The 22,430-nt window shown below is 55.1% G+C and carries 20 protein-coding genes and 1 pseudogene; 9 read left to right on the plus strand and 12 right to left on the minus strand.

What is annotated here, in order from left to right; translation table 11 throughout:
- Nucleotides 1–49 precede the first annotated feature (49 nt).
- From HFD94_RS18555 to speD, 3 genes are all read left to right on the plus strand, one after another.
- The gene (locus HFD94_RS18555; RefSeq protein WP_003854673.1) at nucleotides 50–397 is read left to right on the plus strand and encodes a YacC family pilotin-like protein; all 348 of its coding nucleotides are present in this window, start codon (nucleotides 50–52) and stop codon (nucleotides 395–397) included.
- A gap of 102 nt (nucleotides 398–499) precedes the next feature.
- Nucleotides 500–1,363, plus strand: coding sequence for a polyamine aminopropyltransferase (speE, locus tag HFD94_RS18560; RefSeq protein WP_010253980.1), 864 nt, complete (start codon nucleotides 500–502; stop codon nucleotides 1,361–1,363).
- Nucleotides 1,364–1,391: 28 nt separating this feature from the next.
- On the plus strand, nucleotides 1,392–2,201 hold the full coding sequence (speD, locus tag HFD94_RS18565) for an adenosylmethionine decarboxylase (RefSeq protein ID WP_010253978.1): 810 nt from the start codon (nucleotides 1,392–1,394) through the stop codon (nucleotides 2,199–2,201).
- Nucleotides 2,202–2,449: 248 nt separating this feature from the next.
- Here speD and HFD94_RS18570 read toward each other — a convergent pair whose 3' ends face one another.
- The 3 genes from HFD94_RS18570 to HFD94_RS18580 are packed head-to-tail and all read right to left on the minus strand — an operon-like array spanning nucleotide 2,450 to nucleotide 5,453.
- Nucleotides 2,450–3,214, minus strand: coding sequence for a DeoR/GlpR family DNA-binding transcription regulator (locus tag HFD94_RS18570; RefSeq protein ID WP_167433368.1), 765 nt, complete (start codon nucleotides 3,212–3,214; stop codon nucleotides 2,450–2,452).
- 6 nt (nucleotides 3,215–3,220) lie between these two features.
- Nucleotides 3,221–4,201, minus strand: coding sequence for a D-threonate 4-phosphate dehydrogenase (locus tag HFD94_RS18575; RefSeq protein ID WP_167433369.1), 981 nt, complete (start codon nucleotides 4,199–4,201; stop codon nucleotides 3,221–3,223).
- Nucleotides 4,194–5,453: a four-carbon acid sugar kinase family protein gene (locus tag HFD94_RS18580; RefSeq protein ID WP_167433370.1), complete on the minus strand. Its 1,260-nt coding sequence runs from the start codon at nucleotides 5,451–5,453 to the stop codon at nucleotides 4,194–4,196. The genes HFD94_RS18575 and HFD94_RS18580 overlap by 8 nt, the downstream gene beginning before the upstream one ends.
- Nucleotides 5,454–5,640: 187 nt before the next feature.
- On the opposite strand from HFD94_RS18580, the gene HFD94_RS18585 reads away from it, so the two are divergent.
- From HFD94_RS18585 to HFD94_RS18605, 5 genes are all read left to right on the plus strand, one after another.
- A complete protein-coding gene (locus HFD94_RS18585) occupies nucleotides 5,641–6,789 on the plus strand; it encodes an iron-containing alcohol dehydrogenase (protein ID WP_052271103.1) in 1,149 nt (382 codons plus the stop codon).
- An 11-nt stretch (nucleotides 6,790–6,800) separates the two neighbouring features.
- Nucleotides 6,801–7,685 (plus strand): dihydrodipicolinate synthase family protein, encoded by an 885-nt coding sequence (locus HFD94_RS18590; RefSeq protein ID WP_033770977.1) that lies wholly within the window; start codon nucleotides 6,801–6,803, stop codon nucleotides 7,683–7,685.
- A 79-nt stretch (nucleotides 7,686–7,764) separates the two neighbouring features.
- Entirely contained in the window at nucleotides 7,765–9,180 is a 1,416-nt protein-coding gene (locus HFD94_RS18595; protein WP_031292876.1) for a sodium:solute symporter family protein, read from the plus strand.
- A gap of 1 nt (nucleotide 9,181) precedes the next feature.
- Nucleotides 9,182–10,378: an exo-alpha-sialidase gene (locus HFD94_RS18600; RefSeq protein WP_022625428.1), complete on the plus strand. Its 1,197-nt coding sequence runs from the start codon at nucleotides 9,182–9,184 to the stop codon at nucleotides 10,376–10,378.
- A gap of 8 nt (nucleotides 10,379–10,386) precedes the next feature.
- On the plus strand, nucleotides 10,387–11,058 hold the full coding sequence (locus tag HFD94_RS18605; protein ID WP_031292874.1) for an SDR family NAD(P)-dependent oxidoreductase: 672 nt from the start codon (nucleotides 10,387–10,389) through the stop codon (nucleotides 11,056–11,058).
- Nucleotides 11,059–11,119: 61 nt separating this feature from the next.
- On the opposite strand, the gene yacL is transcribed toward HFD94_RS18605, so the two are convergent.
- The 3 genes from yacL to HFD94_RS18620 all read right to left on the minus strand — a co-directional run bounded on the left by yacL (nucleotide 11,120) and on the right by HFD94_RS18620 (nucleotide 15,348).
- The gene (gene yacL / locus HFD94_RS18610; protein ID WP_010253973.1) at nucleotides 11,120–11,497 is read right to left on the minus strand and encodes a protein YacL; all 378 of its coding nucleotides are present in this window, start codon (nucleotides 11,495–11,497) and stop codon (nucleotides 11,120–11,122) included.
- Between the two features lie 190 nt (nucleotides 11,498–11,687).
- Nucleotides 11,688–14,285 carry a bifunctional aconitate hydratase 2/2-methylisocitrate dehydratase gene (acnB, locus tag HFD94_RS18615; RefSeq protein ID WP_031593569.1) on the minus strand — a complete coding sequence of 866 codons (2,598 nt, stop codon included), beginning with the start codon at nucleotides 14,283–14,285 and terminating at the stop codon, nucleotides 11,688–11,690.
- A 553-nt stretch (nucleotides 14,286–14,838) separates the two neighbouring features.
- A complete protein-coding gene (locus HFD94_RS18620) occupies nucleotides 14,839–15,348 on the minus strand; it encodes a phenolic acid decarboxylase (RefSeq protein WP_010253965.1) in 510 nt (169 codons plus the stop codon).
- 105 nt (nucleotides 15,349–15,453) lie between these two features.
- Here HFD94_RS18620 and HFD94_RS18625 point away from each other — a divergent pair, with 105 nt between their 5' ends.
- Nucleotides 15,454–16,353, plus strand: coding sequence for a LysR family transcriptional regulator (locus HFD94_RS18625; RefSeq protein WP_122459250.1), 900 nt, complete (start codon nucleotides 15,454–15,456; stop codon nucleotides 16,351–16,353).
- 427 nt (nucleotides 16,354–16,780) lie between these two features.
- Here the strand turns inward: HFD94_RS18625 and HFD94_RS18630 are convergent, their stop codons facing one another.
- From HFD94_RS18630 to aceF, 6 genes and pseudogenes are all read right to left on the minus strand, one after another.
- Nucleotides 16,781–17,710 (minus strand): Rpn family recombination-promoting nuclease/putative transposase, encoded by a 930-nt coding sequence (locus tag HFD94_RS18630; RefSeq protein WP_089414566.1) that lies wholly within the window; start codon nucleotides 17,708–17,710, stop codon nucleotides 16,781–16,783.
- A gap of 236 nt (nucleotides 17,711–17,946) precedes the next feature.
- Nucleotides 17,947–18,036: pseudogene (locus HFD94_RS23060) on the minus strand (CRISPR-associated protein Cas1); the annotation flags it as partial.
- 81 nt (nucleotides 18,037–18,117) lie between these two features.
- A complete protein-coding gene (locus tag HFD94_RS18640; protein ID WP_167433372.1) occupies nucleotides 18,118–18,543 on the minus strand; it encodes a type II toxin-antitoxin system HicB family antitoxin in 426 nt (141 codons plus the stop codon).
- A gap of 26 nt (nucleotides 18,544–18,569) precedes the next feature.
- Complete coding sequence (locus HFD94_RS18645) at nucleotides 18,570–18,749, minus strand: type II toxin-antitoxin system HicA family toxin (protein WP_167433373.1); 180 nt, start codon at nucleotides 18,747–18,749, stop codon at nucleotides 18,570–18,572.
- Nucleotides 18,750–18,931: 182 nt separating this feature from the next.
- Nucleotides 18,932–20,356, minus strand: a complete 1,425-nt coding sequence (gene lpdA, locus HFD94_RS18650) for a dihydrolipoyl dehydrogenase (RefSeq protein ID WP_010253950.1) — start codon at nucleotides 20,354–20,356, stop codon at nucleotides 18,932–18,934.
- A gap of 160 nt (nucleotides 20,357–20,516) precedes the next feature.
- On the minus strand, nucleotides 20,517–22,418 hold the full coding sequence (gene aceF / locus HFD94_RS18655) for a pyruvate dehydrogenase complex dihydrolipoyllysine-residue acetyltransferase (protein WP_167433374.1): 1,902 nt from the start codon (nucleotides 22,416–22,418) through the stop codon (nucleotides 20,517–20,519).
- Nucleotides 22,419–22,430: the final 12 nt, after the last annotated feature.

Consider the following 22,430-nt stretch of genomic DNA (forward strand, 5'->3'; position numbering starts at 1 on the left):
AGAGCAACTGTGCTAACGTCATTAGCAATATCCATTGAAGAGAACGACTATGAAGCAAAGTATCAGGATCCTGCTGCTGACGGGACTCCTTGGCTTCTCCTCCACCAGTTTTGCCCTGAGCGAATCCGAAGCGGAAGATCTGGCCGATCTCACGGCGGTTTTCGTCTATCTGAAAAATGATTGTGGCTATCAGGATTTACCGGACGCGCAGATTCGCAAAGCGCTGGTCTTTTTTGCTCAGCAGAACCGCTGGGATTTAAGCAACTACAGCAACTACAACATGAAAGCGCTGGGTGAAGATAGCTATCGCGATCTCAGCGGCATCGCCATCACCAACGACAAAAAGTGCAAGTCACTGGCCCGCGATTCGCTGAGCCTGCTGGCCTACGTCAGGTAACGATTCTTCCCTCTGCAGCCGGACATTGACCGTGCAACCACGGTCAGTGTTAGCTATCATATGCCGCCCATCTTCATGGCGATGTCATCAGAGGAGAGCACCATGGCCCACAATGAAACGTGGTATGAAACCCTTCATGCCGGTTTTGGCCAGTATTTCACGGTCGATAAAGAGCTGTACCGTGAGAAGACTGCGCATCAGGATTTAATCATTTTCGAAAATGCCGCGATGGGCCGCGTAATGGCGCTGGACGGCGTCGTTCAGACCACCGAACGCGACGAATTTATCTACCATGAAATGATGACCCACGTTCCGCTGCTGGCGCACGGCGCGGCGAAGAGCGTTCTGATTATCGGTGGCGGTGACGGCGCAATGCTGCGTGAAGTGTCACGTCATCCCGGGATCGAAAAGATTACCATGGTGGAGATCGATGCGGGCGTGGTGACCTTTTGTCGCCAGTATCTGCCGAACCACAGCGCGGGTGCCTATGACGATCCGCGCTTTACGCTGGTGATTGATGACGGGGTGAACTTCGTTAATCAGACGCAGGAAAAGTTTGATGTCATTATCTCCGACTGCACCGATCCGATTGGTCCGGGCGAGAGTCTGTTTACCTCGGAATTTTATGCCGGGTGCAAAGCGGCCCTTAATGAAAATGGCATCTTTGTGGCGCAGAATGGCGTCTGCTTCCTGCAACAGGATGAGGCCGTTAACAGCCATCGTAAGCTGGGACATTACTTTGCGGACGTCAGTTTCTATCAGGCGGCGATTCCGACCTACTACGGCGGCATTATGACCTTTGCCTGGGCGAGTGATAATCCGGCGCTGCGCCAGCTCGACACCGCGACCTTAAAGGCGCGTTTCGAGGCCGCTGGCCTGACCTGCCGTTATTACACGCCAGCAATCCATACCGGCAGCTTTGCCCTGCCGCAATATCTGTTGAATGCGTTATCTGCCGCGTGCTGATAGTGCATTTCTAAGGGGGTGAACGAAATTGCAAAAGCTAAAACTACATGGCTTCAACAACCTGACGAAAAGCCTGAGTTTTTGTATTTACGATATTTGCTATGCGAATACTGAAGCTGAACGCGATGGTTACATCGCCTACATTGACGAACAATATAACGCTAACCGTCTGACGGAAATCCTGACTGAGACCTGCTCCATTATCGGGGCTAACGTGCTCAACATTGCGCGCCAGGATTATGAACCGCAGGGAGCCAGCGTCACGATTCTGGTCAGCGAAGAGCCTATCGATCCGAAAGATATCGATAACTCAGAGCACCCCGGTCCGCTGCCCAACTCGGTGGTGGCTCATCTCGATAAAAGTCATATCTGCGTGCACACCTATCCGGAGAGCCATCCGGCAGGCGGCCTGTGCACCTTCCGTGCGGACATTGAAGTCTCCACCTGTGGCGTCATTTCGCCACTAAAAGCGCTGAACTATCTGATCCACCAGCTGGAGTCAGATATTGTCACCGTCGATTACCGGGTGCGCGGTTTTACCCGTGACGTGAAAGGGATGAAGCACTTCATCGATCACGAGATCAATTCGATTCAGAACTTCATGTCTGAAGATATGAAAGCGATGTATGACATGGTGGATGTGAATGTCTATCAGGAAAACATCTTCCATACCAAGATGTTGCTGAAAGAGTTCGACCTTAAACACTACCTGTTTAACACCCGCCCGGAAGATCTCACTCCGCAGGAGCACAAGCGCATTACCGATCTGCTCTGGAAAGAGATGCGCGAGATCTACTACGGCAGAAATATCCCCTCAGTGGGCCTGAAGACCCTCTGATTATCAGGCGCGCAGCGTTATAGCTCATAACCTGCGCGTCTCCTTCCCTCTTGTTCCCCCTGCTTTTTCATCACGGCAACTGCCTGACTGAGGTTTGAACGGGTTTCGGTGGACACACCCGCGACTACGCGCGAAGAGAATGATGCGTACGCGCGTTAACGGCGCGTTTTAACGGCGAGAGATAAAGATAAACGCGCGGTGCTGCTGTCGTCCTGCTGATCAGGTCAGAGCAACATGGCGCGTTCTGTTCAGGCGGAGGTCAGCGCCAGCGTAATCCCGCGCTCGCGCAGCGTGCGGCAGACAGCCTCATCTAACCGGCTGTCGGTCACCACATCGGTCAGGTCATCCACCGCAGAAGCGCAGAATAGCGACCAGGAGCCATATTTACTGCTGTCCGCCAGCAAGACCCGACGAGCCGCATTGGCCAGAAGATCGTGTTTCAGCCCCGCTTTCTCCTCCGTCGGCGTGGTAATGCCGCGCTCAAGGCTCCAGGAGTTACAGCTGACAAAGGCGATATCGGGATTGATGCTGCGCAGCAGCCGCCGTCCATGTTCGCCCACACAGGACTGACTGGAGTCGTCGATACGTCCGCCGATAATCGTCACTTCGATCTGCTTAAACTCAGACAAAAACAGTGCAATGTGCAGATCGGCAGTGATGACCCGCAGCGGCAGATGCGTGAGCTGCCGCGCCAGCTCCAGCATAGTGGTGCCCGCATCCAGCACGACCGCATCGCCCGCCCGGACAAAGCTGGCGGCACATTCTGCAATCGCCTGCTTCTCGGCCAGGTTACGCTGCATCTTCTCCAGCGTGGTCGGCTGGGCAGGAATAAAACGATTCAGGGTAACGCCGCCATGACTGCGGCTGATCACGCCCTCTTTATCCAGCTTAATCAAATCACGGCGAATCGTGGCGGGTGAGGCGGAAATCGCACTGACCAGTTGCTCAACAGTCACCAGATTATGGCTTTTCAGGTAATCCATAATCTGGTCAAGACGGCTCTGTCCCTTCATATATCCCTATGCGAGCTGCATCGCGAGTTTAATAGAGATCGCCATGCTGTCAGACTTCGCTTTACCTGTCCAGGCGATATCAAATGCAGTGCCATGGTCAGCAGAGGTACGGATAAACGGCAGGCCTGCGGTGATGTTGACGCCATCATAAAAGCCCAGCAGTTTAAGCGGAATATGCCCCTGATCGTGGTACATCGCCACCACCATGTCATACCGTCCATCCTGGCACTGCAGGAACACCGTGTCCGGCGGACAAGGCCCGTAGACATCAATCCCCTGCGCTTTCATCGCCTCAATAGCGGGCGCCACGGTGGTGATCTCCTCATCGCCAAACAGGCCGTTCTCTCCGGCGTGCGGATTTACGCCCGCCACGGCGATACGCGGGGCGCTGTAACCGACACGACGCAGGAAAGTGTCCGCCATACCAATCACGGTTTTGATGCGCGTCTGGTTCAGCGTGTCCAGGAACTTACGCAGCGCAATGTGGGTCGTGACATGAATCACTTTCAGCTTATCGGTGTAGAGGACCATGGCGTAATCTTTGGTCCCGGTAAGATGCGCCAGCAGTTCGGTGTGACCAGGATAGAGATGGCCTGCCGCATGCAGCGCCTCTTTGTTCAGCGGCGCGGTGGCAATGGCATGTACGTCGCCCGCCAGTGCCAGCTCTGTAGCACGCTTCACGCAACGCCACGCCAGATCTCCCGCCTCTTTCTGCACCACGCCAGGTTTCAGCGCGTCGGGATCGGCCAGAGGCTCATCGATGACGTTGATGATGCCGGGCGCAAACCGCGCATCCTGCACCCGGTCCAGCACCCGCAGCTCGGCCTGTGGCGTAATGTTCATTGCCATAATGTGGCGCAGCGTACTGGCACAGCCAATCACCACCGCCGGGATGCCATTCAGCTCACCTTCAGAGAGTGACTTAATGATGATTTCCGGGCTGATGCCCGCTGGATCGCCCATGGTGATCGCAATAATTTTACTCACTCGACTTCTCCTCAATAAAACCAATGGCTGCTACCAGGGTATTTTCATCACCAAAGCCACCCGCTTTGGTCATCACCGGCAGAGTAAATTCACTGTTAAGCAGAACCCCGTGCGGCACACAGCCCGCCACCAGACCCTGAATTTTAAAGCCGCTGGCCCCCAGTGCCTGGGCAACGGCAATCGCCACGTCGCCTCCCGACAGATAGAGCGCATGCGGCAGCTGTGTCCGGCACAGGCTGTGAGTCATTTCGCCCAGCAACAGACTGATCGCTTCGCCCAGCTGCTGGCGGGTCACGCTGTGCTGCTGGCTGAGATGCTCAATGTCGTGACGCTGGGATTCATGCTGACAGGTGCGGATCACCGTATGGCGACCGGCACGCAGTGCGGCGGCAGCCTGTTCGATCCAGCGATCCCGATCAGGCCAGGCGGGCTGCTGAAACAGCTGACGGATATCGACATCTACGATCTCAACTGCCCGCTGGTTAAGCAGCGTGGCGATCTGCTGCTGCGCGCTGCTGCTCATCGATCCCACTACCGCCAGCACGGGCCGCGACGGGCGAACAGAGAGCGCTGCGCCCAGCGCATCGCTTAACCCGGCTGCTCCCACCAGCAGCGGCTTCTCTGTCAGCCGCGCCGCAGCGATTATCAGTCGCGCCAGATCGGCTTCATTTTCGGCATCCACCACCACCACGCCGTGCGCCGCCGCTAACACCGCATCAAGCCGATCGCTGCGCAGCGTCGGGAGATCGATCTCCGTGCCGTCGATCTGCATATGATCGAGTACGCGGGCGCTGAGGATCGGGGTTTTAGGATCGCTGGCAAATTCGGTGTCTGTCAGTAACCGCTGATTGACCCACACTTTACCTTCGCGTGTGGTGCGGCCCAGTCGTGGCACGGCCGGCGCAACCAGCGCCAGCCTTTTGCCGCTGGCTCGCAGCGCAGCCGCGGTTTCAGCACCGACGTTGCCGCGCAGCGTGGAGTCGATCTTTTTAAACAGCCAGCCCTGCCGAAGCTGTGCGGCGAAGTGCTGCACCACCTGAGCGACGCGCTCTGCGGCCTGGCTGGCGCTGACTGCCCGGCTGTCGGTGCTGATAACCAGCACATCCGCAGCGTCCTCTGGCAACGGCGCCTCCGTGCCAAACAGCACATGTACGCGGGCGCCAGCCTGTGCCAGTCCGCTACCCGCATCGTTGGCACCGGTAAAGTCATCGGCGATGACCAGCACCGGGGTTTTCCATAATGATGAGCCCATCCTCACTCCTGTCAGGCGATTGCCACTGCATTTGATTATATTCAATCACGATTGATTATATGTGAGCAAGTTCAAATTAATCGAAATCGATATGCCTTATAAAATTAGCCACAGAGAGTGACTGACTTCGCATTGCGCTGAGCAAGATTAATCATCCGCTCAGACAGGACAGAAATAAGGGTATGAAATGAACATTAACAGCACGGTGATTAGCGGTTATCAGGCGTTAAACGACATGCGCTATCTGCTGAAGGGGATATCGACAGCAGTCGTGGTCACTGACCGGAACATTGAGGCGATTCCGGCAGTGCAGGCGCTGATGGGTCAACTTCGGGATCAGATTCCGGGTATCAGCGTGGTCAACAGCGTCCCGCCTGAACCAAGCCAGCATGATGTGGCAGCGATTATCGCGACGCTCTCCCGGCCCCATGTCGATATGGTGATTGGCATCGGCGGCGGCAGCGTGCTGGATGTGGCGAAGCTACTCTCAGTGCTGTGCATCGACGCCGCGCCTTCGCTGGACGCCCTGCTGGCAGGCGAAAAACCGCAGCGCCGTACCCGTTCAATACTGATCCCTACCACCGCAGGCACGGGTTCTGAGGCGACGCCCAATGCGATCCTGGCGATCCCGGAGAAAGAGACCAAAGTCGGCATTATTTCACCGGTGATGCTGCCCGATGTGGTGGCCCTGGTGCCGGAACTGACCACCAGCATGCCTCCACATATTGCCTCTTCAACCGGTATTGACGCCCTCTGCCATCTGATTGAGTGCTTTACCGCCAATGTCGCCAACCCGGTCAGCGACAACTATGCGCTGATTGGGATGAAGAAACTGTTCGCTAATCTCGAAACCACCCTGCGCGAGCCAGAAAATTTGCAGGCACGCCTGGAGATGCTCTGGGCCTCTTATTATGGCGGTGCATCGATTGCCCATGCCGGGACACATCTGGTGCATGCCCTCTCTTACCCGCTCGGGGGCAGATATCATCTGCCACACGGCGTTGCCAACGCCATCCTGCTGGCTCCCTGCATGCGCTTTGTCCGTCCGGCGGCGGTGAGCAAATTCGCTCAGGCCTATGATCTGCTGCCCGACGCCGACGTCCGTTTAAGCGATGAAGAGAAATCACACGCGCTGGTCGACTACTTCACCGCGCTGGTGGCGCGGCTGCAGCTGCCTGCCAGCCTGGAAGCCCTGGGCATCAGCCCGGATCACCTGCCCTGGTTAGTGGAAGCCGCGCTCGACGTCCAGCGTCTGATGAACAACGTGCCGATGGCGGTCACCGCCGACGATGTGCGCGCCGTCTACCTGACGCTTTTCCCTTCCTGCCAGGCGTAATGAGGATTGTCATGAATAAGAAGATAAACGGCGTACTGACCGCCATCGTCACCACTTTTGACCGGGAAGGTGCCTTTGATCCAGAAAGGCAGCGCGAACAGGTCAGACGCCAGATCAACGCCGGTAACGGCATCTTCTGCGGCGGAACCAACGGCGAATTCTTTGTGCTGAACGAGCAGGAGAAGATCGCGGTTACCACCACCTGCGTCGATGAAGTTAACGGCCGGGCATCGGTGGTGGCGCATATCGGGGAGATTTCGACCCGTGAAACTATCCGGCTCGGCAAACAGATTGCCCGCCTTGGCGTAGATGCTGTTTCCGCGATCACGCCGTGGTTTGTTCCGCTTAAGCAGCAGGAGCTGATCGACCACTATCAGCGCGTGGCTGATGCGCTTACGGTGCCGCTGTTCCTCTACAACATCCCGGCGCGTACCGGCAATACCTTGCAGCCAGAGACCGTTCGTACGCTGGCCGCGCACCCGAACATCATCGGCATTAAAGATTCAGCAGGCAGCTATGAAAGTCTGAGCGGCTTTCTGCAGGCTACCGCCGACTGTCAGGACTTTGCTGTGCTGAACGGCCCGGATTCGCTGATCCACCAGGGTTTTGTGGATGGCTGCTCCGCCTCAATTTCCGGGCTGGCAAACGTGGCACCGGAGGCGATTAACGCCATCTGGGCGCGCTTCCATGCGGGCGATATTGCCGGTTCGCATCAGGCACAGGAGAACGTCACCGGCCTGCGCACCGCACTGTACAGCATCGGTTTCTCACCGGCCGCCGTGAAAAAAGCGGTCAGCCTGCAGGGCTTTGAGGTGGGTGAAAGCCGCTATGCGGTGCAGTTCAGCGCCGAAGAGCAGCAGCAGATCCGTCAAATCGTGAACCACTACCTGCAATAACGTCCATCACCTTTGCACCCTACCGGTCAGATGAGAACGAACCTGCTGGTCGCCATCTGCCAGAACAATCGAGGTCATGATGAAAGCATTTTCAACTGAGAGCACCTTACTGATCGTCGGCATGGTGGTCGCCTATATCCTGTTCACCACCTGGCTCACCTGGCGGCTGCGCAGTAAAACCAGCGGCGACTTTATGGAAGGCTCGCGCGCCATGCCTGCTTTTATCGTCGGCATTATGCTGATGTCTGAATATATCGGGGCAAAATCCACCATCGGCACCGCGCAGGCGGCCTTTGAAGATGGCTTCGCCGCCTCGTGGTCGGTGATTGGCGCGGCAATTGGCTTCCCGCTGTTTGGCCTGATACTGGTCAAACGCATCTACAACACCGGCAAGATCACTATCTCCGGTGCTATCGCCGAGAAATATGGCAGTTCGACCAAAAATATTATCTCGCTGATCATGATCTATGCGCTGCTGCTGGTAAACGTCGGCAACTACATCAGCGGCGCGGCGGCGATCTCCACCGTACTCAAGATCGATCTGACCCAGGCGGCTTTTATCACTGCGGTGGTCAGCACCTTCTACTTTGCGTTTGGCGGCATGAAAGGCGTGGCCTGGGTCACGCTGCTGCACAGCGCCATCAAGTATATGGGGATCCTGATTATCCTCTATGTGGCGCTGAAGATGACCGGCGGCGTCGCCCCGATGATGGAGAAAATGCCGGCGTTCTACTGGACATGGGATGGTCACGTCGGTGCCAGTACCATTGTGGCCTGGCTGATCGGGACCGTGGGTTCGATCTTCTGTACCCAGTTTGTGATTCAGGCGATCTCCTCCACCAAAGATGTGAAGTCAGCGAAGCGCGCCACCTGGGTCGCCTTCTTCTTCTGCCTGCCGATTGGTCTGGCGATGGCGCTGATTGGCGTGGCAGCGAAGTTTGCTCACCCGGATATCAAGAGCCTCTATGCGCTGCCGGTGTTTCTGCAGGATATGTCACCGTGGCTGGCGGGCATTGTCACCACCTCGCTGGTGGCCTCGATTTTCGTCAGCGTCGGTACCGTGGCGCTGGCCATCGCCTCGCTGGTGGTGAAAGACTTTTACGTGCCTTATCGTAATCCTACGCCAGAGCGCGAATTTAAAATGACACGCTGGATCTCGATTGGCATCGGCTTCTTCCCGCTGCTGTTTGTTCTGTTCTTCCCGGAAGTGCTGAAGCTCTCGTTCTTTACCCGTGCGATTCGTCTGTCGATTACCGTTGTGGCGATCATGGCGTTCTACCTGCCGTGGTTTAAGAGCACACGCGGCGCCAATGCCGGTCTGATTGGCGCCTGCGTTGTCACTTCCGTCTGGTTCCTGATGGGTAACCCGTTTGGTATCGACAATATGTACGTGGCGCTGATCACCCCGGCAATTATTATGGTGATTGACCGCTGTATCCCGTCACGCCAGTCTCAGCCTCAATCGCAACACAATGCACAAAACAGTGGAGCCTAAAATGACTCAGGAAACCGTCACCGCAGAACGCACCGGCCTGCTTGCGCCTCACCCGCAGGATAGCGCGCAGCAGGTTGCGATGCTGCCCTCCTCCTGCCCGCAAAACCACGCGGCTAACCTGCTGCCGCTGCCCGATGGCGATCTGCTTTGCGTCTGGTTTGGCGGCACGCAGGAAGGGATTGCCGATATCTCTGTCTGGTGTTCACGGCTGCGAAAAGGCAGCGATCGCTGGAGTGAAGCACAAAAACTCTCTGACGATCCGGGCCGTTCAGAACAGAATCCGGTGCTGTTTCTCGATCCCGACCAGGTACTGTGGCTGCTGTGGACGGCGCAGAAATCGGGCAATCAGGACACCGCGATTGTTCGCTATCGCCAGTCTCACGATCTGGGCCAGAGCTGGGGGGAGATCAAAACGCTGCTGGATAAGCCTGGCACCTTTATTCGCCAGCCGATTGTGGTGCTGCCCAACGGTAACTGGTTGCTGCCGGTGTTTTACTGCCTGACGCAGCCTGGCGAAAAGTGGGTCGGCAGCTATGACGTGAGCGCGGTAAAAATCTCAGAAGATAAAGGCCAGAGCTGGCGCGACGTCAGCGTGCCTGACAGCACCGGCTGCGTCCATATGAACGTAACCCTGCTGGATGATGGCTCGCTGCTGGCGCTCTACCGCAGCCGCTGGGCCGACCACATCTATCAGAGCCGCTCACTTGATCAGGGTGAAAGCTGGAGCGCGCCACAGCCGTTGTCGCTGCCCAACAATAACTCCTCAATTCAGGTCACGACGCTGCGCAATGGTCATCTGGCGCTGGTGTTCAATGCCATGAGCGCCGAAGGTGCCAGCGAACGCCGGTTGTCGCTGTATGACGAAATTGAAGATGATGAAGAGGAAAGTGATGTTGCCGTCGCCGCTGAGCCGGTGATGCACAGTGGTCGCACCGCTTTCTGGGGTGCGCCACGTGCGCCGATGACGCTGGCTATCTCAACGGATGGCGGTAAAAGCTGGCCGCTGCAGCGCAATCTGGACGAGGGCGATGGCTACTGCATGACCAATAACTCCCAGCAGAAATTAAACCGTGAGTTCTCCTATCCCAGCATTAAACAAGGCCTGGATGGCGAACTGCATATCGCCTACACCTGGTATCGTCAGGCGATTAAGTATGTGCGGGTCGCGGAGTCATGGGTGAAGGGAGGTGATGCGTGATTGAACGGATGGTGCTGGTGACCGGAGCCAGCTCCGGCATCGGTCAGGCGATTGCTGACCGTTTACTCGATGAGGGCTGGCAGGTTATCGGCCTGAGCCGCTCGGCGATAAGCCGGGCAGAAGCGGGCTGGCAGAGTCATCAGATCGATATCAGCGACAGCGCCGCACTGCAGGCTTTACTGGACGCGCTACCGGTGCCGCAGGCGGTAATCCATGCAGCCGGTATGATGCAGGCCGCGCCGCTTGGGGAGCTGGATCTGAGCGCCAGTACACGCTTATGGCAACTGCACGTTGCCGCTGCTGAGCAGCTGGCGAATCATTTTGCACCGCGGATGCGTGTGGGCGGCAGAATTGTGCTGCTGGGCAGCCGGACATCAGGCGGTGCGGCGGGCCGCAGTCAGTATGTCGCCACCAAATCGGCGATGATCGGTATGGTGCGCAGCTGGGCGGCGGAACTTGCTCCGCGCGGCATTACCGCCAATATTGTGGCGCCAGGCGCCACCGAAACGCCGATGCTGCAACAGCCGGGCCGTGCCAGTTCACCGCCCCGTCTGCCACCGATAGGCCGCTATATTCAGCCGCAGGAAGTGGCCGGGCTGGTCGATTTCCTGCTCTCCCCTGCGGCGGCGGCGATCACCGGCCAGCAGCTGGTAATGTGTGGCGGTGCATCGCTGAGTTAGTTAACAGGCCGGGCTGCTGAGTTCGCCCGGCCTTATAACCTTAAAGGATTGCCTTACTGTCTTACCGTACGGGTTTGCCGTACTGGTTCATAAACTGGCGATAAGCAGCGATCACCAGCTGAAAATCTTCAATGCCGCAGAACGAGAGGCTCTCTTCGTCATAGTAGTTCATCCCCTCTTCCATACCGTCATCTTCCAGAGCCAGCAGGTTGGCGCGGATCATCACCTCCTCTTCATCCAGCAGAATGGTGTACTCGCTGCCGATCCGCTGCCACTGACGTACGCTGCCTTTGACATCTTCAATGGCGGCTTCAACTTCATCCAGCAATCCCGGATCGTTTTTGACCTCTTCGTTGAACCAGTGGCCGACCGCTTCATGATCCATCGACATGCGAACCTTAATCTGTCCGGTCACATCGCGTAAAAATTCATATTCCATCGCCCGTTCCTCTCAACGTCGTCGTCTCACCTGGTAAGTGTCCGTGCTGCTCTCGCGGCAAAGTGTGACACGTCGCGCATTATTACAGGCTGTCTGCCGAAAGCCAGCTTTTGATCGTCTCTCTACCCCATGCTGAGACGAAAAAAAGGGGCGAATCATCGCCCCTTATTCATGCCTGCAAGGTGAAGAATCAGACCGCGGTCTGGAAAATCACACCATCAGCTTTGTCGGTGTACTGCGTCAGCTGGTCGAAGTTGAGATAGCGATACGTGTCGCTGGCCGTTTTATCGACCTGCGCCATGAATTGCTGATACTCATCCGGCGTTGGCAGTTTGCCAAGCAGAGACGCGACCGCAGCCAGCTCCGCTGACGCCAGGTAGACGTTAGCGCCGTTACCCAGACGGTTCGGGAAGTTACGGGTCGAGGTAGAGACCACCGTCGAACCATCTGCAACACGTGCCTGGTTACCCATGCAGAGTGAACAGCCCGGGATCTCGATACGCGCACCGCTTTTGCCGAATACGCTGTAGTAGCCCTCTTCGGTCAGCTGTGCCGCATCCATCTTGGTTGGCGGTGCCACCCACAGACGGGTTGGCAGCTGGCCTTTGTGGCTATCCAGCAGTTTACCCGCAGCACGGAAGTGACCAATGTTGGTCATGCATGAGCCGATAAACACTTCGTCGATCTTCTCACCCTGAACGTCAGAGAGCAGACGTGCATCGTCCGGATCGTTTGGCGCACAGAGGATTGGCTCTTTGATTTCAGCCAGATCGATTTCGATCACGGCGGCATATTCAGCATCGGCATCCGGCTCAAGCAACTGAGGATCGGCCAGCCATTTCTCCATACCTTCAATGCGACGCTCCAGCGTACGACGATCGCCGTAGCCTTCTGCGATCATCCACTTCAGCAGCACGATGTTAGAGCTGAGGTATTCGATAATCGGCGCTTTATCCAGCTTGATGGTACAGCCCGCAGCGGAACGTTCTGCTGACGCATCGGACAGCTCAAACGCCTGCTCGACTTTCAGATCCGGCAGACCTTCAATCTCCAGGATGCGACCAGAGAAGATGTTTTTCTTACCTTTCTTCTCAACGGTCAGCAGACCCTGTTTGATGGCATACAGCGGAATGGCGTGAACCAGATCGCGCAGGGTAATACCTGGCTCCATCTTACCTTTGAAGCGCACCAGAACCGATTCCGGCATGTCGAGCGGCATTACGCCAGTCGCGGCGGCAAACGCCACCAGGCCTGAACCCGCCGGGAAAGAGATGCCGATAGGGAAACGGGTGTGCGAGTCACCACCGGTACCAACGGTATCCGGCAGTAGCATACGGTTCAGCCAGCTGTGGATAATGCCGTCACCCGGACGCAGTGACACACCACCGCGGTTCATGATGAAGTCTGGCAGCGTATGGTGCGTGCTCACATCCACCGGCTTCGGATACGCGGCGGTGTGACAGAACGACTGCATCACCAGATCGGTCGAGAAGCCCAGGCAAGCCAGATCTTTCAGCTCGTCACGGGTCATCGGGCCGGTGGTATCCTGCGAGCCAACCGACGTCATTTTAGGTTCGCAATAGGCACCCGGACGAACTCCGGTCACGCCACAGGCGCGGCCAACCATTTTCTGCGCCAGCGAGAAACCACGGGTGCTCTCCGCGACATCTTTCGCCTGACGGAATACGGTGCTGTGCGGCAGACCCAGCGACTCGCGCGCTTTGGTGGTCAGACCGCGACCGATGATCAGCGGAATACGGCCACCGGCGCGCACTTCGTCAATTACTACTTCGGTTTTGAGCTCGAAGCTGGCCAGCAGTTCATTGGTTTCGTGGTTGCGGACTTCGCCTTTGAATGGATAGATGTCGATCACATCGCCCATGTTCAGGTTGTTTACGTCCACTTCAATGGGCAGTGCGCCCGCATCTTCCATGGTGTTGAAGAAGATGGGTGCAATTTTGCTGCCCAGCACCACGCCGCCGCCTTTTTTATTTGGCACGTTCGGGATGTCGTCGCCCATAAACCACAGCACCGAGTTGGTGGCGGATTTACGTGAAGAACCGGTTCCGACAACATCACCGACATACGCCAGCGGGAAACCTTTGGTCTTCAGAGCTTCGATCTGTTTGATCGGGCCGATATTGCCCGCGTCATCAGGCTCAATGCCTTCACGGGCATTTTTCAGCATCGCCAGGGCGTGCAGAGGAATGTCTGGACGTGACCAGGCATCCTGGGCCGGAGAGAGATCGTCGGTGTTGGTTTCGCCAGTGACTTTAAACACGGTAACCGTGATCTTCTCTGCCAGTTCAGGCCGTGACAGATACCATTCCGCATCTGCCCAGGATTGCATCACCTGCTTCGCGTATTCATTACCCGCTTTCGCTTTCTCTTCGACATCATAGAAGTTGTCGAACATCAGCAGCGTGTGTGAAAGGGCTTTCGCGGCAATCGGAGCCAGTTTGCTATCGTCCAGCGCCTCAATCAGCGGATGAATATTGTAACCGCCCTGCATGGTGCCAAGCAGTTCAACCGCTTTTTCAGAAGATATCAGAGGAGAGGTTGCTTCGCCTTTGGCGACAGCCGCCAGGAAACCGGCTTTGACATACGCCGCTTCATCGACGCCAGGTGGGACGCGGTTGACCAATAAATCGATCAAAAATTCTTCTTCACCCGCAGGTGGATTTTTTAGCAGTTCAACCAGCGCGGCCATTTGGGAAGCCTCTAAAGGCTTAGGTACAATTCCCTGGGCAGCACGCTCGGCAACGTGCTTACGGTATTCTTCTAGCACGACGTTATCCTCGCTCTCATTATGTAGGGCTTTCCGACCACCTTGCTCACTTATGGAGAACAATCTTCCCTTTCTCGTCCAGGTTGAGGTGCCCGGTTTCGCGGAGGGCAGAATAGCAGTATTTCGTCTGTTTGTTAATCTGTTTACAAAAATACAACATAATCCACTACGGCCATTCTGCCCGCTTAACTCCCTGCATCAGCCAGCTGAGTCGGCTGAATGGTTCTCTCTGCAGCGTACCGCATTCCACACAAATGGCTGCAGGTTTATGTCAGTTTTGCCGTGGCTTTAGCGAAGTGATTCAGGGAAATAGATAACTGGCAGGAATAGAAGCCGGCGTGTTTATGGGGTACAGCGGAGGTGAGCTCAGGAGGATAACAACACCAGGCCGGAAATCAGCCTGATGCAACTGAAACCGAATTCGTCCTGCTGATTACTACTGATAAAACCCTGGTCGGTAAATCTCTTTTTCATTCTCGCAAGTTACACGTCAGAAGCTACAAGACAGAAACTGCTATTCAGAAGAGGTCGTCATGACCTCTTCTGTGCATGTTTAATTTTTCAGATTTTCCGGAAAATTGGCGGGCAACTGGTCAGGCGGACAGTCGATCACGCTTTCGTTATTTTCACCCACATCACGGATTACGGTCAGCGTCGCGAACTCATCAATCACTTCGGTTGGATAAGCCGGACCCGCTTCGCGGAATTTTGCCATCTCTTCCAGATGATCATTCTGGAAGCAGACGGTTTTTTCCGGATTATTCATTACCCAGCGCGGGAAGAAGATGGTGCCGTGGAAAATTTTATCAGCCAGATTAACGGCCAGGCTGACATCGGTTCCGGTTGGTTCAGTCCAGGAAACTTTATAGACATCCTGCGCCAGACGGACGACATAGACATGCTGATTTTTAACCCAGCGATTACCGACCATACCGCTGTGAATGCGATAGTCGATGGTGCTGGCATTTTTAATGTAGAGCTCGTAATTCCAGCCGTTGTCATAAGTGTAAACCAGATGTTTGCCGACGATGCCAGACAGGTCATGTTTATCGAAAGTGCTCATGGTTAATTCCTCATTTGTTTTCCTTGAGGAGATTATTGCTCGTTACAAAACCGATGAATAACGCTATTTTTAGCACTAAATAATTTAATTTTTAGATGAGTGAGCATGTACAAGACAACACTCGAACAGTGGTATCTGCTCGACGCAGTAGTGAATGAGGGGAGTTTTGCGCTGGCAGCGGAGAAGAACAATCGCAGCCAGTCCTCACTGAGTTATCAGCTGAGCCTGTTACAGCAGCGGCTGGGTTTGACCCTGCTTCAGCAGGAGGGCCGCCGCGCTGTCCTGAGTGCAGAGGGACATCAGTTGCTGGCACAGGTGCGTCCGCTGCTGGAGGGATTCGGCGCGCTTGAGGCGCAGGCCAGTGCACTGCAACGCGGCGAACGGTCGCGCATCGATCTGATGGTCGATGCGACTCTGCCCAAACCCTTGCTATTCGATGTGCTTCAGACCTTTCAGCAACGCTATCCGCATGTCCGCATCTGGTTTAGCGAAATCGTCCGAAGCGAAACGCCTGACAGACTGGCGGAAAATCAGGCTGATCTCTGGCTGGTGGCACAATATGGCGACACGCCGTTAGCAGGCGAAAGCCTGATGAGTGTCGATTTCGTCGCCGTCGCCCATCGCGACCACCCGCTGCACCGCGAATCCGCCCCGCTTAGTGCTGCTACGCTGGCACGCTGGCCCTGCATTACCATTCTGGATCGTCAGCAACAGCAGCAGTCGGAGGTCAATGGCGATCAGGCGGAGAACTGGTCATTCACGACGCTGTCGGCAGCCATTGAAGCGGTCCAGCATCAGTTAGGTTATGGCTGGCTGCCGGAACAGAATATCGCCGCGCTGTTAGAGAGCGGTGAGCTCCGTCCCCTGCCGCTGCTGCAGGGCCGCCGACGCAGTAGTTCGCTGGTGATGTATATCAATGAAGAAAGACTACCCGGCAACAGCGCCATTACTGCCCTGGCGCAGATGTTTATTGAACGGGTGGCTGCATGGGAGATGCGTGGTTAGATGAAGGTTAGCTTGCTGCCTAATCTTCTGAGAATTTGACTGTCAGAGAGCCACCGTCCAGCATCCCATATTGTGTTTACCGGGTGTACTGGAAACAGTGAAAGGGATAAGCCAGACCTTAGCCGGCCCCTGAATTTTAGCATCCAGGAAGGTTATGCCCTGCTGATCTGCAGCCCTCTTCGCTTCCTCCCAGGAACTCCACCTATCCTGATGTTTCAGCCAGGAGCCCCGGTAATTTTGTCATAACAGTCGAATTGCTTTGTGATGAGTTTCGGGAATGGCAGAAAAGCACGCTCGTAATTATAGTCAGTTAACCCGGGAGACTGTGTCAGCGCACTAACTGATGAGCAGCGCCTGCGTTTCATTAAATTTGTTAAGCCCTGTAGTGCAGGGCTTTACGTTGCCGAGCCGTTTTCTGACATCAAAATCAGTGACGGATCTGTGAAAGTTCATCTTCTGAGAGACCGGTCATTTTCATGACGGTGTTACGGTCAATGCCGTTCTGCAGCATAGTGCGGGCAACTTCGACTTTGCCTTCATTTCGGCCTTTCTCGATTCCACGCTGTTCACCAAGCTGAATACCTTTCTCGATGCCCTTCTGCTCCAGCTGCTGTGCGATGGTCATAAGTGCGTCTCCGTGTTGCGGCACTCGCTGTGCCAGTTCGCGCACGAAGGCTTCGGAGTCAGCCGACTCGCCTGCCTGCAGTAAATAGTGTATCAGAGCTGTTACCTGGGGTGAAGAAAGATAATCAGCCATCAGTAACGTGGCCAGCCGATCGGTGAGAGTCGCGATGTCACGCTGATGTATGTGCTTCTGTAACAGCGTCAACGCCGCCATGCTGCGGTGCCCCATGATTTCCTCATCCGGGATCACCGTGACATCCACCAGTGGAAAGGTACTGCCATAGAGGTTTTCCGCCAGCGAAGGGTCTTCAAATTCGTCGAGCCAGCGTGTTGAATACGGATAAGGGCTGCGTTTGCCGGTATAGAACAGTACCGGTATAACCAGCGGCAGCTGCTTATGGCCCGCTTCAAGGTGGCGGTGCATAGCCGCCACAGCGTATCGCATCAGCCTGAATGCCATATGCCTGTCCGGCGTAGACTGATGCTCAACCAGGACGTGTATGTACCCATCCCCGTTACTGGTCTTCAGGCTGTAGAGGATATCGCTGAAATACTGGCGAAGATCGTCTTCAACGAACGAACCGGATTCAAGTTTCAGGGTGCTGAGGTCGCATATAGCGCGCAGTTCGGCGGGCAGATGCAGTTCCATGAAGTCGCGGGCAATGTCCGGCTGTGAGAGAAACTGCCGGAAAGTGGCATCGTGAGGTGTGGGAGTGCTGTTCTTTTTTTTCATCGGGCCTGACTCTGATATTCACATTCGTAGGGGATCACAGGCCAGATGTCTGGCCACCTCCATCATCAATGCGGTTTATCCCCGCTAGAGCGGGGAACACTCTTAATGTATGTAGCTGTAAAATATGATGATTTTACCCTCATAAAAAAATCACAACTAAATTCACGTATTTAAAGATCAGTAACTCACTGATTTGTAAGAGTCAGGAAGAGAATCAGCAGCAGTCCATCCAGATTCACCGGAATATGCATTTTTACGCCGGTTTTATCAATCTGGATAAAAGCATCATCAAAGACATCAACCTGACCATACGGGAGAAAGATCATAGCAACGGCTTAAGGGGTAAAAACTCATAAACGGTGCCTTTTGATTCCTCTGCCACCAATAAATTTAGCTATCGCTCAGACTTACTTTTGAGGCCTGTTAATCGGAGCAGTAATACGCTCAAGCGCTACCTGAGCCAGAAAGCCCGAGCGACTTTTGTATTCGGGGTGTGAAGCCACACAACGATCAATCCGATCAATTAACGACTTGGGTAAAGTGACATTGATTTTTTCAGAGCCGCCCAGCAAACGAATGACATCTACATCAACCAATGCCCAGATATAACCCTGATAGTCAGGATTCGTGGCCAGAGTCTCAATGATGGACACGGCAGGGATCTCATGACCGAGCTCTACACATAATTCGATATGCCCTGTGATAGCCTCTTTGGCGTTTTTAATGGCTTCATCAAGAGTATCCCCGGCAGAGAAACACCCTGGTAAATCGGGAACGATTACGCCGTATGCGTGTTCGTGATCACCCGCTTCAATCGCGATTGGATAAAACATATTCATACCTCTACGGGCAAGCGGGATTAAATTCTCGCTTGTTTCCTGATGCTCTTTACCGTACCGATCGGTAAGTCTTTTTTAGGATGGGGTACTGTAACCAGCCCCGGTTTTGTCGGATGTGTGAAATGGTGATGGCTACCGTTTATCCCTGTCAGAATCCAGCCATCAGCCTTCATTTCGGAAATTAACGTGCTGCTATCCATCCCTGTGTCCTGTCGCGTCCCGATGAAAGCACGATAACTCTAATAACTCTCACAGGCAACGTTTTCAGGGTTATTGGGGTTACCTTTAGTCTTAACCCAAATCGATTCTTGCCATACAGCACCAAACTCCAGGCGAAAAAAAAGCCCCCATAACGGGAGCTTTCTTCTTTAGTAGCAGAAAGTTATTTCTTCTTCGCTTTCGCGTTAGGCAGATCGGTGATGCTGCCTTCGAAGATTTCTGCCGCCAGACCGACTGACTCATGCAGGGTCGGGTGAGCGTGGATGGTCAGCGCAATATCTTCCGCATCACAACCCATCTCAATCGCCAGACCGATTTCGCCTAACAGCTCGCCGCCGTTAGTACCGACAATCGCGCCACCAATAATCCGGTGCGTCTCTTTGTCGAAAATCAGTTTGGTCATACCGTCTGCACAATCAGAAGCGATAGCACGGCCTGAGGCTGCCCACGGGAAGGTGGAGGTCTCGTAGCTGATGCCCTTCTCTTTCGCTTCTTTCTCGGTCAGACCGACCCAGGCAACTTCTGGCTCAGTATAGGCAATTGAAGGGATCACTTTCGGATCGAAGTAGTGCTTCAGACCGGAGATCACTTCTGCCGCCACGTGGCCTTCATGCACGCCTTTGTGCGCCAGCATTGGCTGACCGACGATGTCGCCGATAGCATAGATGTGTGGCACGTTGGTGCGCATCTGCTTGTCGACGCGAATGAAGCCGCGATCGTCCACTTCCACGCCCGCTTTACCGGCATCCAGACCTTTACCGTTCGGCACACGGCCGATCGCCACCAGCACCGCGTCGTAACGCTGCGCTTCGCCTGGTGCTTTTTTACCTTCCATTGAAACGTAAATGCCATCGTCTTTTGCTTCAACGGCGGTCACTTTGGTTTCCAGCATCAGGTTAAATTTCTTGCTGATTTTCTTGGTAAAGACTTTCACCACGTCTTTATCCGCAGCCGGGATAACCTGGTCGAACATCTCAACCACATCAATCTCTGAACCCAGCGCATGATAAACCGTCGCCATTTCCAGACCGATGATGCCGCCGCCCATGACCAGCAAGCGCTTCGGCACTTCTTTCAGTTCCAGCGCATCGGTAGAGTCCCAGACACGTGGATCTTCATGTGGAATGAATGGCAGTTCGATTGGACGTGAACCCGCAGCGATAATGGCATTATCGAAGTTGATGGTGGTCGCGCCGCCTTCTCCTTCAACCACCAGGGTGTTAGCACCGGTGAATTTGCCAAGGCCGTTAACCACGGTGACTTTACGACCTTTTGCCATTCCTGACAGGCCGCCAGTCAACTGGTTGATAACCTTCTCTTTCCAGCTGCGAATCTTGTTGATATCAGTAGATGGCTGGCCAAACACAATGCCGTGCTCTTCAAGGGCTTTCGCCTCTTCAATCACTTTAGCAACATGCAGCAGCGCTTTAGATGGGATACAACCGACGTTCAGACAAACACCACCCAGGGTGCTGTAACGCTCTACCAGTACGGTTTCCAGACCTAAATCCGCACAACGGAAGGCTGCAGAGTAACCTGCAGGACCTGCCCCAAGTACTACGACCTGGGTTTTAATCTCTGTACTCATCATGACCTCTTAATTGATATCCGGCGGGTCAGACTTTCTTATAATGCCCTTGTTCCACCGGGACTTTCACCGCAAGAGTTTACAGAATTGTTAACAAACTGCCAACCGCGGCGCGACGAATCGTTACAGGAAGGCCGGCTTCCGCCGGCCTTCTTTACATTTACATAACTAAACGACGAATGTCAGACAACATATTGCCGATGATGGTGATGAATCGTGCACCATCAGCACCGTCGATTACGCGGTGGTCGAAGGAGAGAGAAATCGGCATCATCAGACGCGGAGTAAACTCTTTACCGTTCCACACCGGCTCCATCGCCGATTTAGAGACACCCAGGATAGCCACTTCCGGCGCGTTCACGATCGGCGCGAAGTGCGTAGTGCCCAGGCCGCCCAGGCTGGAGATGGTGAAACATCCGCCCTGCATGTCGCCCGCTGTCAGCTTACCGTCACGCGCTTTCTTCGAAATCGCCATCAGTTCACGCGACAGCTCGGTGATGCCTTTCTTGTTCACGTCTTTGAAGACCGGAACCACCAGGCCATTTGGTGTATCAACCGCCACACCGATGTTGATATATTTTTTCAGCGTCAGTTTCTGTGCATCTTCAGACAGCGAGCTGTTGAAGCGTGGCATCTGCTCAAGCGCCGCCGCGACCGCTTTCATGATGAACACCACCGGGGTGTACTTCACATCCAGCTTACGCTTCTCTGCTTCAGCATTCTGCTGCTTACGGAAGGCTTCCAGATCGGTGATATCGGTTTTGTCGAAATGCGTAACGTGCGGGATCATTACCCAGTTACGGCTCAGATTCGCGCCAGAAATTTTCTGAATACGACCCAGTTCGACTTCTTCGATTTCGCCAAACTTACTGAAATCAACTTTCGGCCATGGCAGCATGCCTGGCAGACCGCCGCCGCTGGCCGCAGCTGGTGCCGCTTCAGCGCGTTTCACGGCCTCTTTCACGTAAGCCTGCACGTCTTCTTTCAGAATGCGACCTTTACGGCCGGTGCCTTTGACTTTCGCCAGGTTAACACCGAACTCGCGCGCCAGGCGACGGATCACCGGGGTAGCGTGAACGTAAGCGTCGTTCTCTGCGAACTCACCTTTGCTTTCCGCTTTAGCTGGAGCGGGTGCCGCGGCTTTAGCGTCAGATTTGGCAGCAGGAGCCGGTACAGCTTCCTGTTTCGCGGCCGCAGGGGCAGCCGGAGCAGCACCTTCGACCTCGAACACCATGATCAGTGAGCCGGTGCTGACTTTATCGCCGGTCGCCACTTTCAACTCTTTGACGGTACCTGCAAACGGCGCAGGCACTTCCATAGAGGCTTTGTCGCCTTCAACCACAATCAGTGACTGCTCAGCTTCAACTTTGTCGCCGACTTTGACCAGGATCTCGGTAACTTCAACTTCATCACCGCCGATATCCGGAACGTTAACGTCTTTGGCGCCTGCAGCCGCGGCAGGTGCCGATGCCGCTTCTTCTTTCACTTCTGGCTTCGCGTCAGAGGCCGGTGCTGCGCCTTCTGCTTCAAAGACCATGATGGCTGAACCGGTGCTGACCTTGTCGCCGGTGGAAATAGTGATCTCTTTGACCACACCCGCGAACGGAGCCGGGACTTCCATCGACGCTTTATCGCCTTCCACCACAATCAGTGACTGCTCGGCTTCGACTTTGTCGCCAACCTTAACCAGGATCTCAGTGACTTCAACTTCGTCACCGCCGATATCCGGCACAGCCACTTCTTTGCTGGCCGTGGCCGCAGCAGCGGCTGGCGCTGGCGCCGCGTCCGCTTTTTTCTCTTCGGCGGCGGCAGGTGCTGCTTCCGCAGCGCCTTCAGCATCAAACACCATGATCAGTGAGCCGGTCTCAACTTTGTCACCGGTAGAGATTTTGATCTCTTTCACTACGCCAGCCTGCGGCGACGGCACTTCCATTGAGGCTTTGTCGCCTTCCACGGTGATCAGCGACTGCTCGGCTTCCACCTTGTCGCCAACTTTCACCAGAATCTCGGTGACTTCAACTTCGTCAGACCCGATATCCGGTACCTTAATTTCGATAGCCATTACTCTATTACC

Origin of the sequence: Pantoea sp. EKM20T, from assembly GCF_011800485.1 — a bacterium.
Lineage (GTDB): Bacteria > Pseudomonadota > Gammaproteobacteria > Enterobacterales > Enterobacteriaceae > Pantoea > Pantoea agglomerans.

Bases quoted from the DNA above. Each gene is read 5' to 3' on its own strand.
- HFD94_RS18555 (WP_003854673.1), top strand. From the start codon at position 50: ATGAAGCAAAGTATCAGGATCCTGCTGCTGACGGGACTCCTTGGCTTC.
- speE (WP_010253980.1), top strand. From the start codon at position 500: ATGGCCCACAATGAAACGTGGTATGAAACCCTTCATGCCGGTTTTGGC.
- HFD94_RS18570 (WP_167433368.1), bottom strand. From the start codon at position 3,214: ATGAAGGGACAGAGCCGTCTTGACCAGATTATGGATTACCTGAAAAGC.
- HFD94_RS18580 (WP_167433370.1), bottom strand. From the start codon at position 5,453: ATGGGCTCATCATTATGGAAAACCCCGGTGCTGGTCATCGCCGATGAC.
- HFD94_RS18585 (WP_052271103.1), top strand. From the start codon at position 5,641: ATGAACATTAACAGCACGGTGATTAGCGGTTATCAGGCGTTAAACGAC.
- HFD94_RS18590 (WP_033770977.1), top strand. From the start codon at position 6,801: ATGAATAAGAAGATAAACGGCGTACTGACCGCCATCGTCACCACTTTT.
- HFD94_RS18595 (WP_031292876.1), top strand. From the start codon at position 7,765: ATGAAAGCATTTTCAACTGAGAGCACCTTACTGATCGTCGGCATGGTG.
- HFD94_RS18600 (WP_022625428.1), top strand. From the start codon at position 9,182: ATGACTCAGGAAACCGTCACCGCAGAACGCACCGGCCTGCTTGCGCCT.
- HFD94_RS18605 (WP_031292874.1), top strand. From the start codon at position 10,387: ATGGTGCTGGTGACCGGAGCCAGCTCCGGCATCGGTCAGGCGATTGCT.
- yacL (WP_010253973.1), bottom strand. From the start codon at position 11,497: ATGGAATATGAATTTTTACGCGATGTGACCGGACAGATTAAGGTTCGC.
- HFD94_RS18620 (WP_010253965.1), bottom strand. From the start codon at position 15,348: ATGAGCACTTTCGATAAACATGACCTGTCTGGCATCGTCGGCAAACAT.
- HFD94_RS18625 (WP_122459250.1), top strand. From the start codon at position 15,454: ATGTACAAGACAACACTCGAACAGTGGTATCTGCTCGACGCAGTAGTG.
- HFD94_RS18630 (WP_089414566.1), bottom strand. From the start codon at position 17,710: ATGAAAAAAAAGAACAGCACTCCCACACCTCACGATGCCACTTTCCGG.
- HFD94_RS18640 (WP_167433372.1), bottom strand. From the start codon at position 18,543: ATGTTTTATCCAATCGCGATTGAAGCGGGTGATCACGAACACGCATAC.
- HFD94_RS18645 (WP_167433373.1), bottom strand. From the start codon at position 18,749: ATGGATAGCAGCACGTTAATTTCCGAAATGAAGGCTGATGGCTGGATT.
- lpdA (WP_010253950.1), bottom strand. From the start codon at position 20,356: ATGAGTACAGAGATTAAAACCCAGGTCGTAGTACTTGGGGCAGGTCCT.
- aceF (WP_167433374.1), bottom strand. From the start codon at position 22,418: ATGGCTATCGAAATTAAGGTACCGGATATCGGGTCTGACGAAGTTGAA.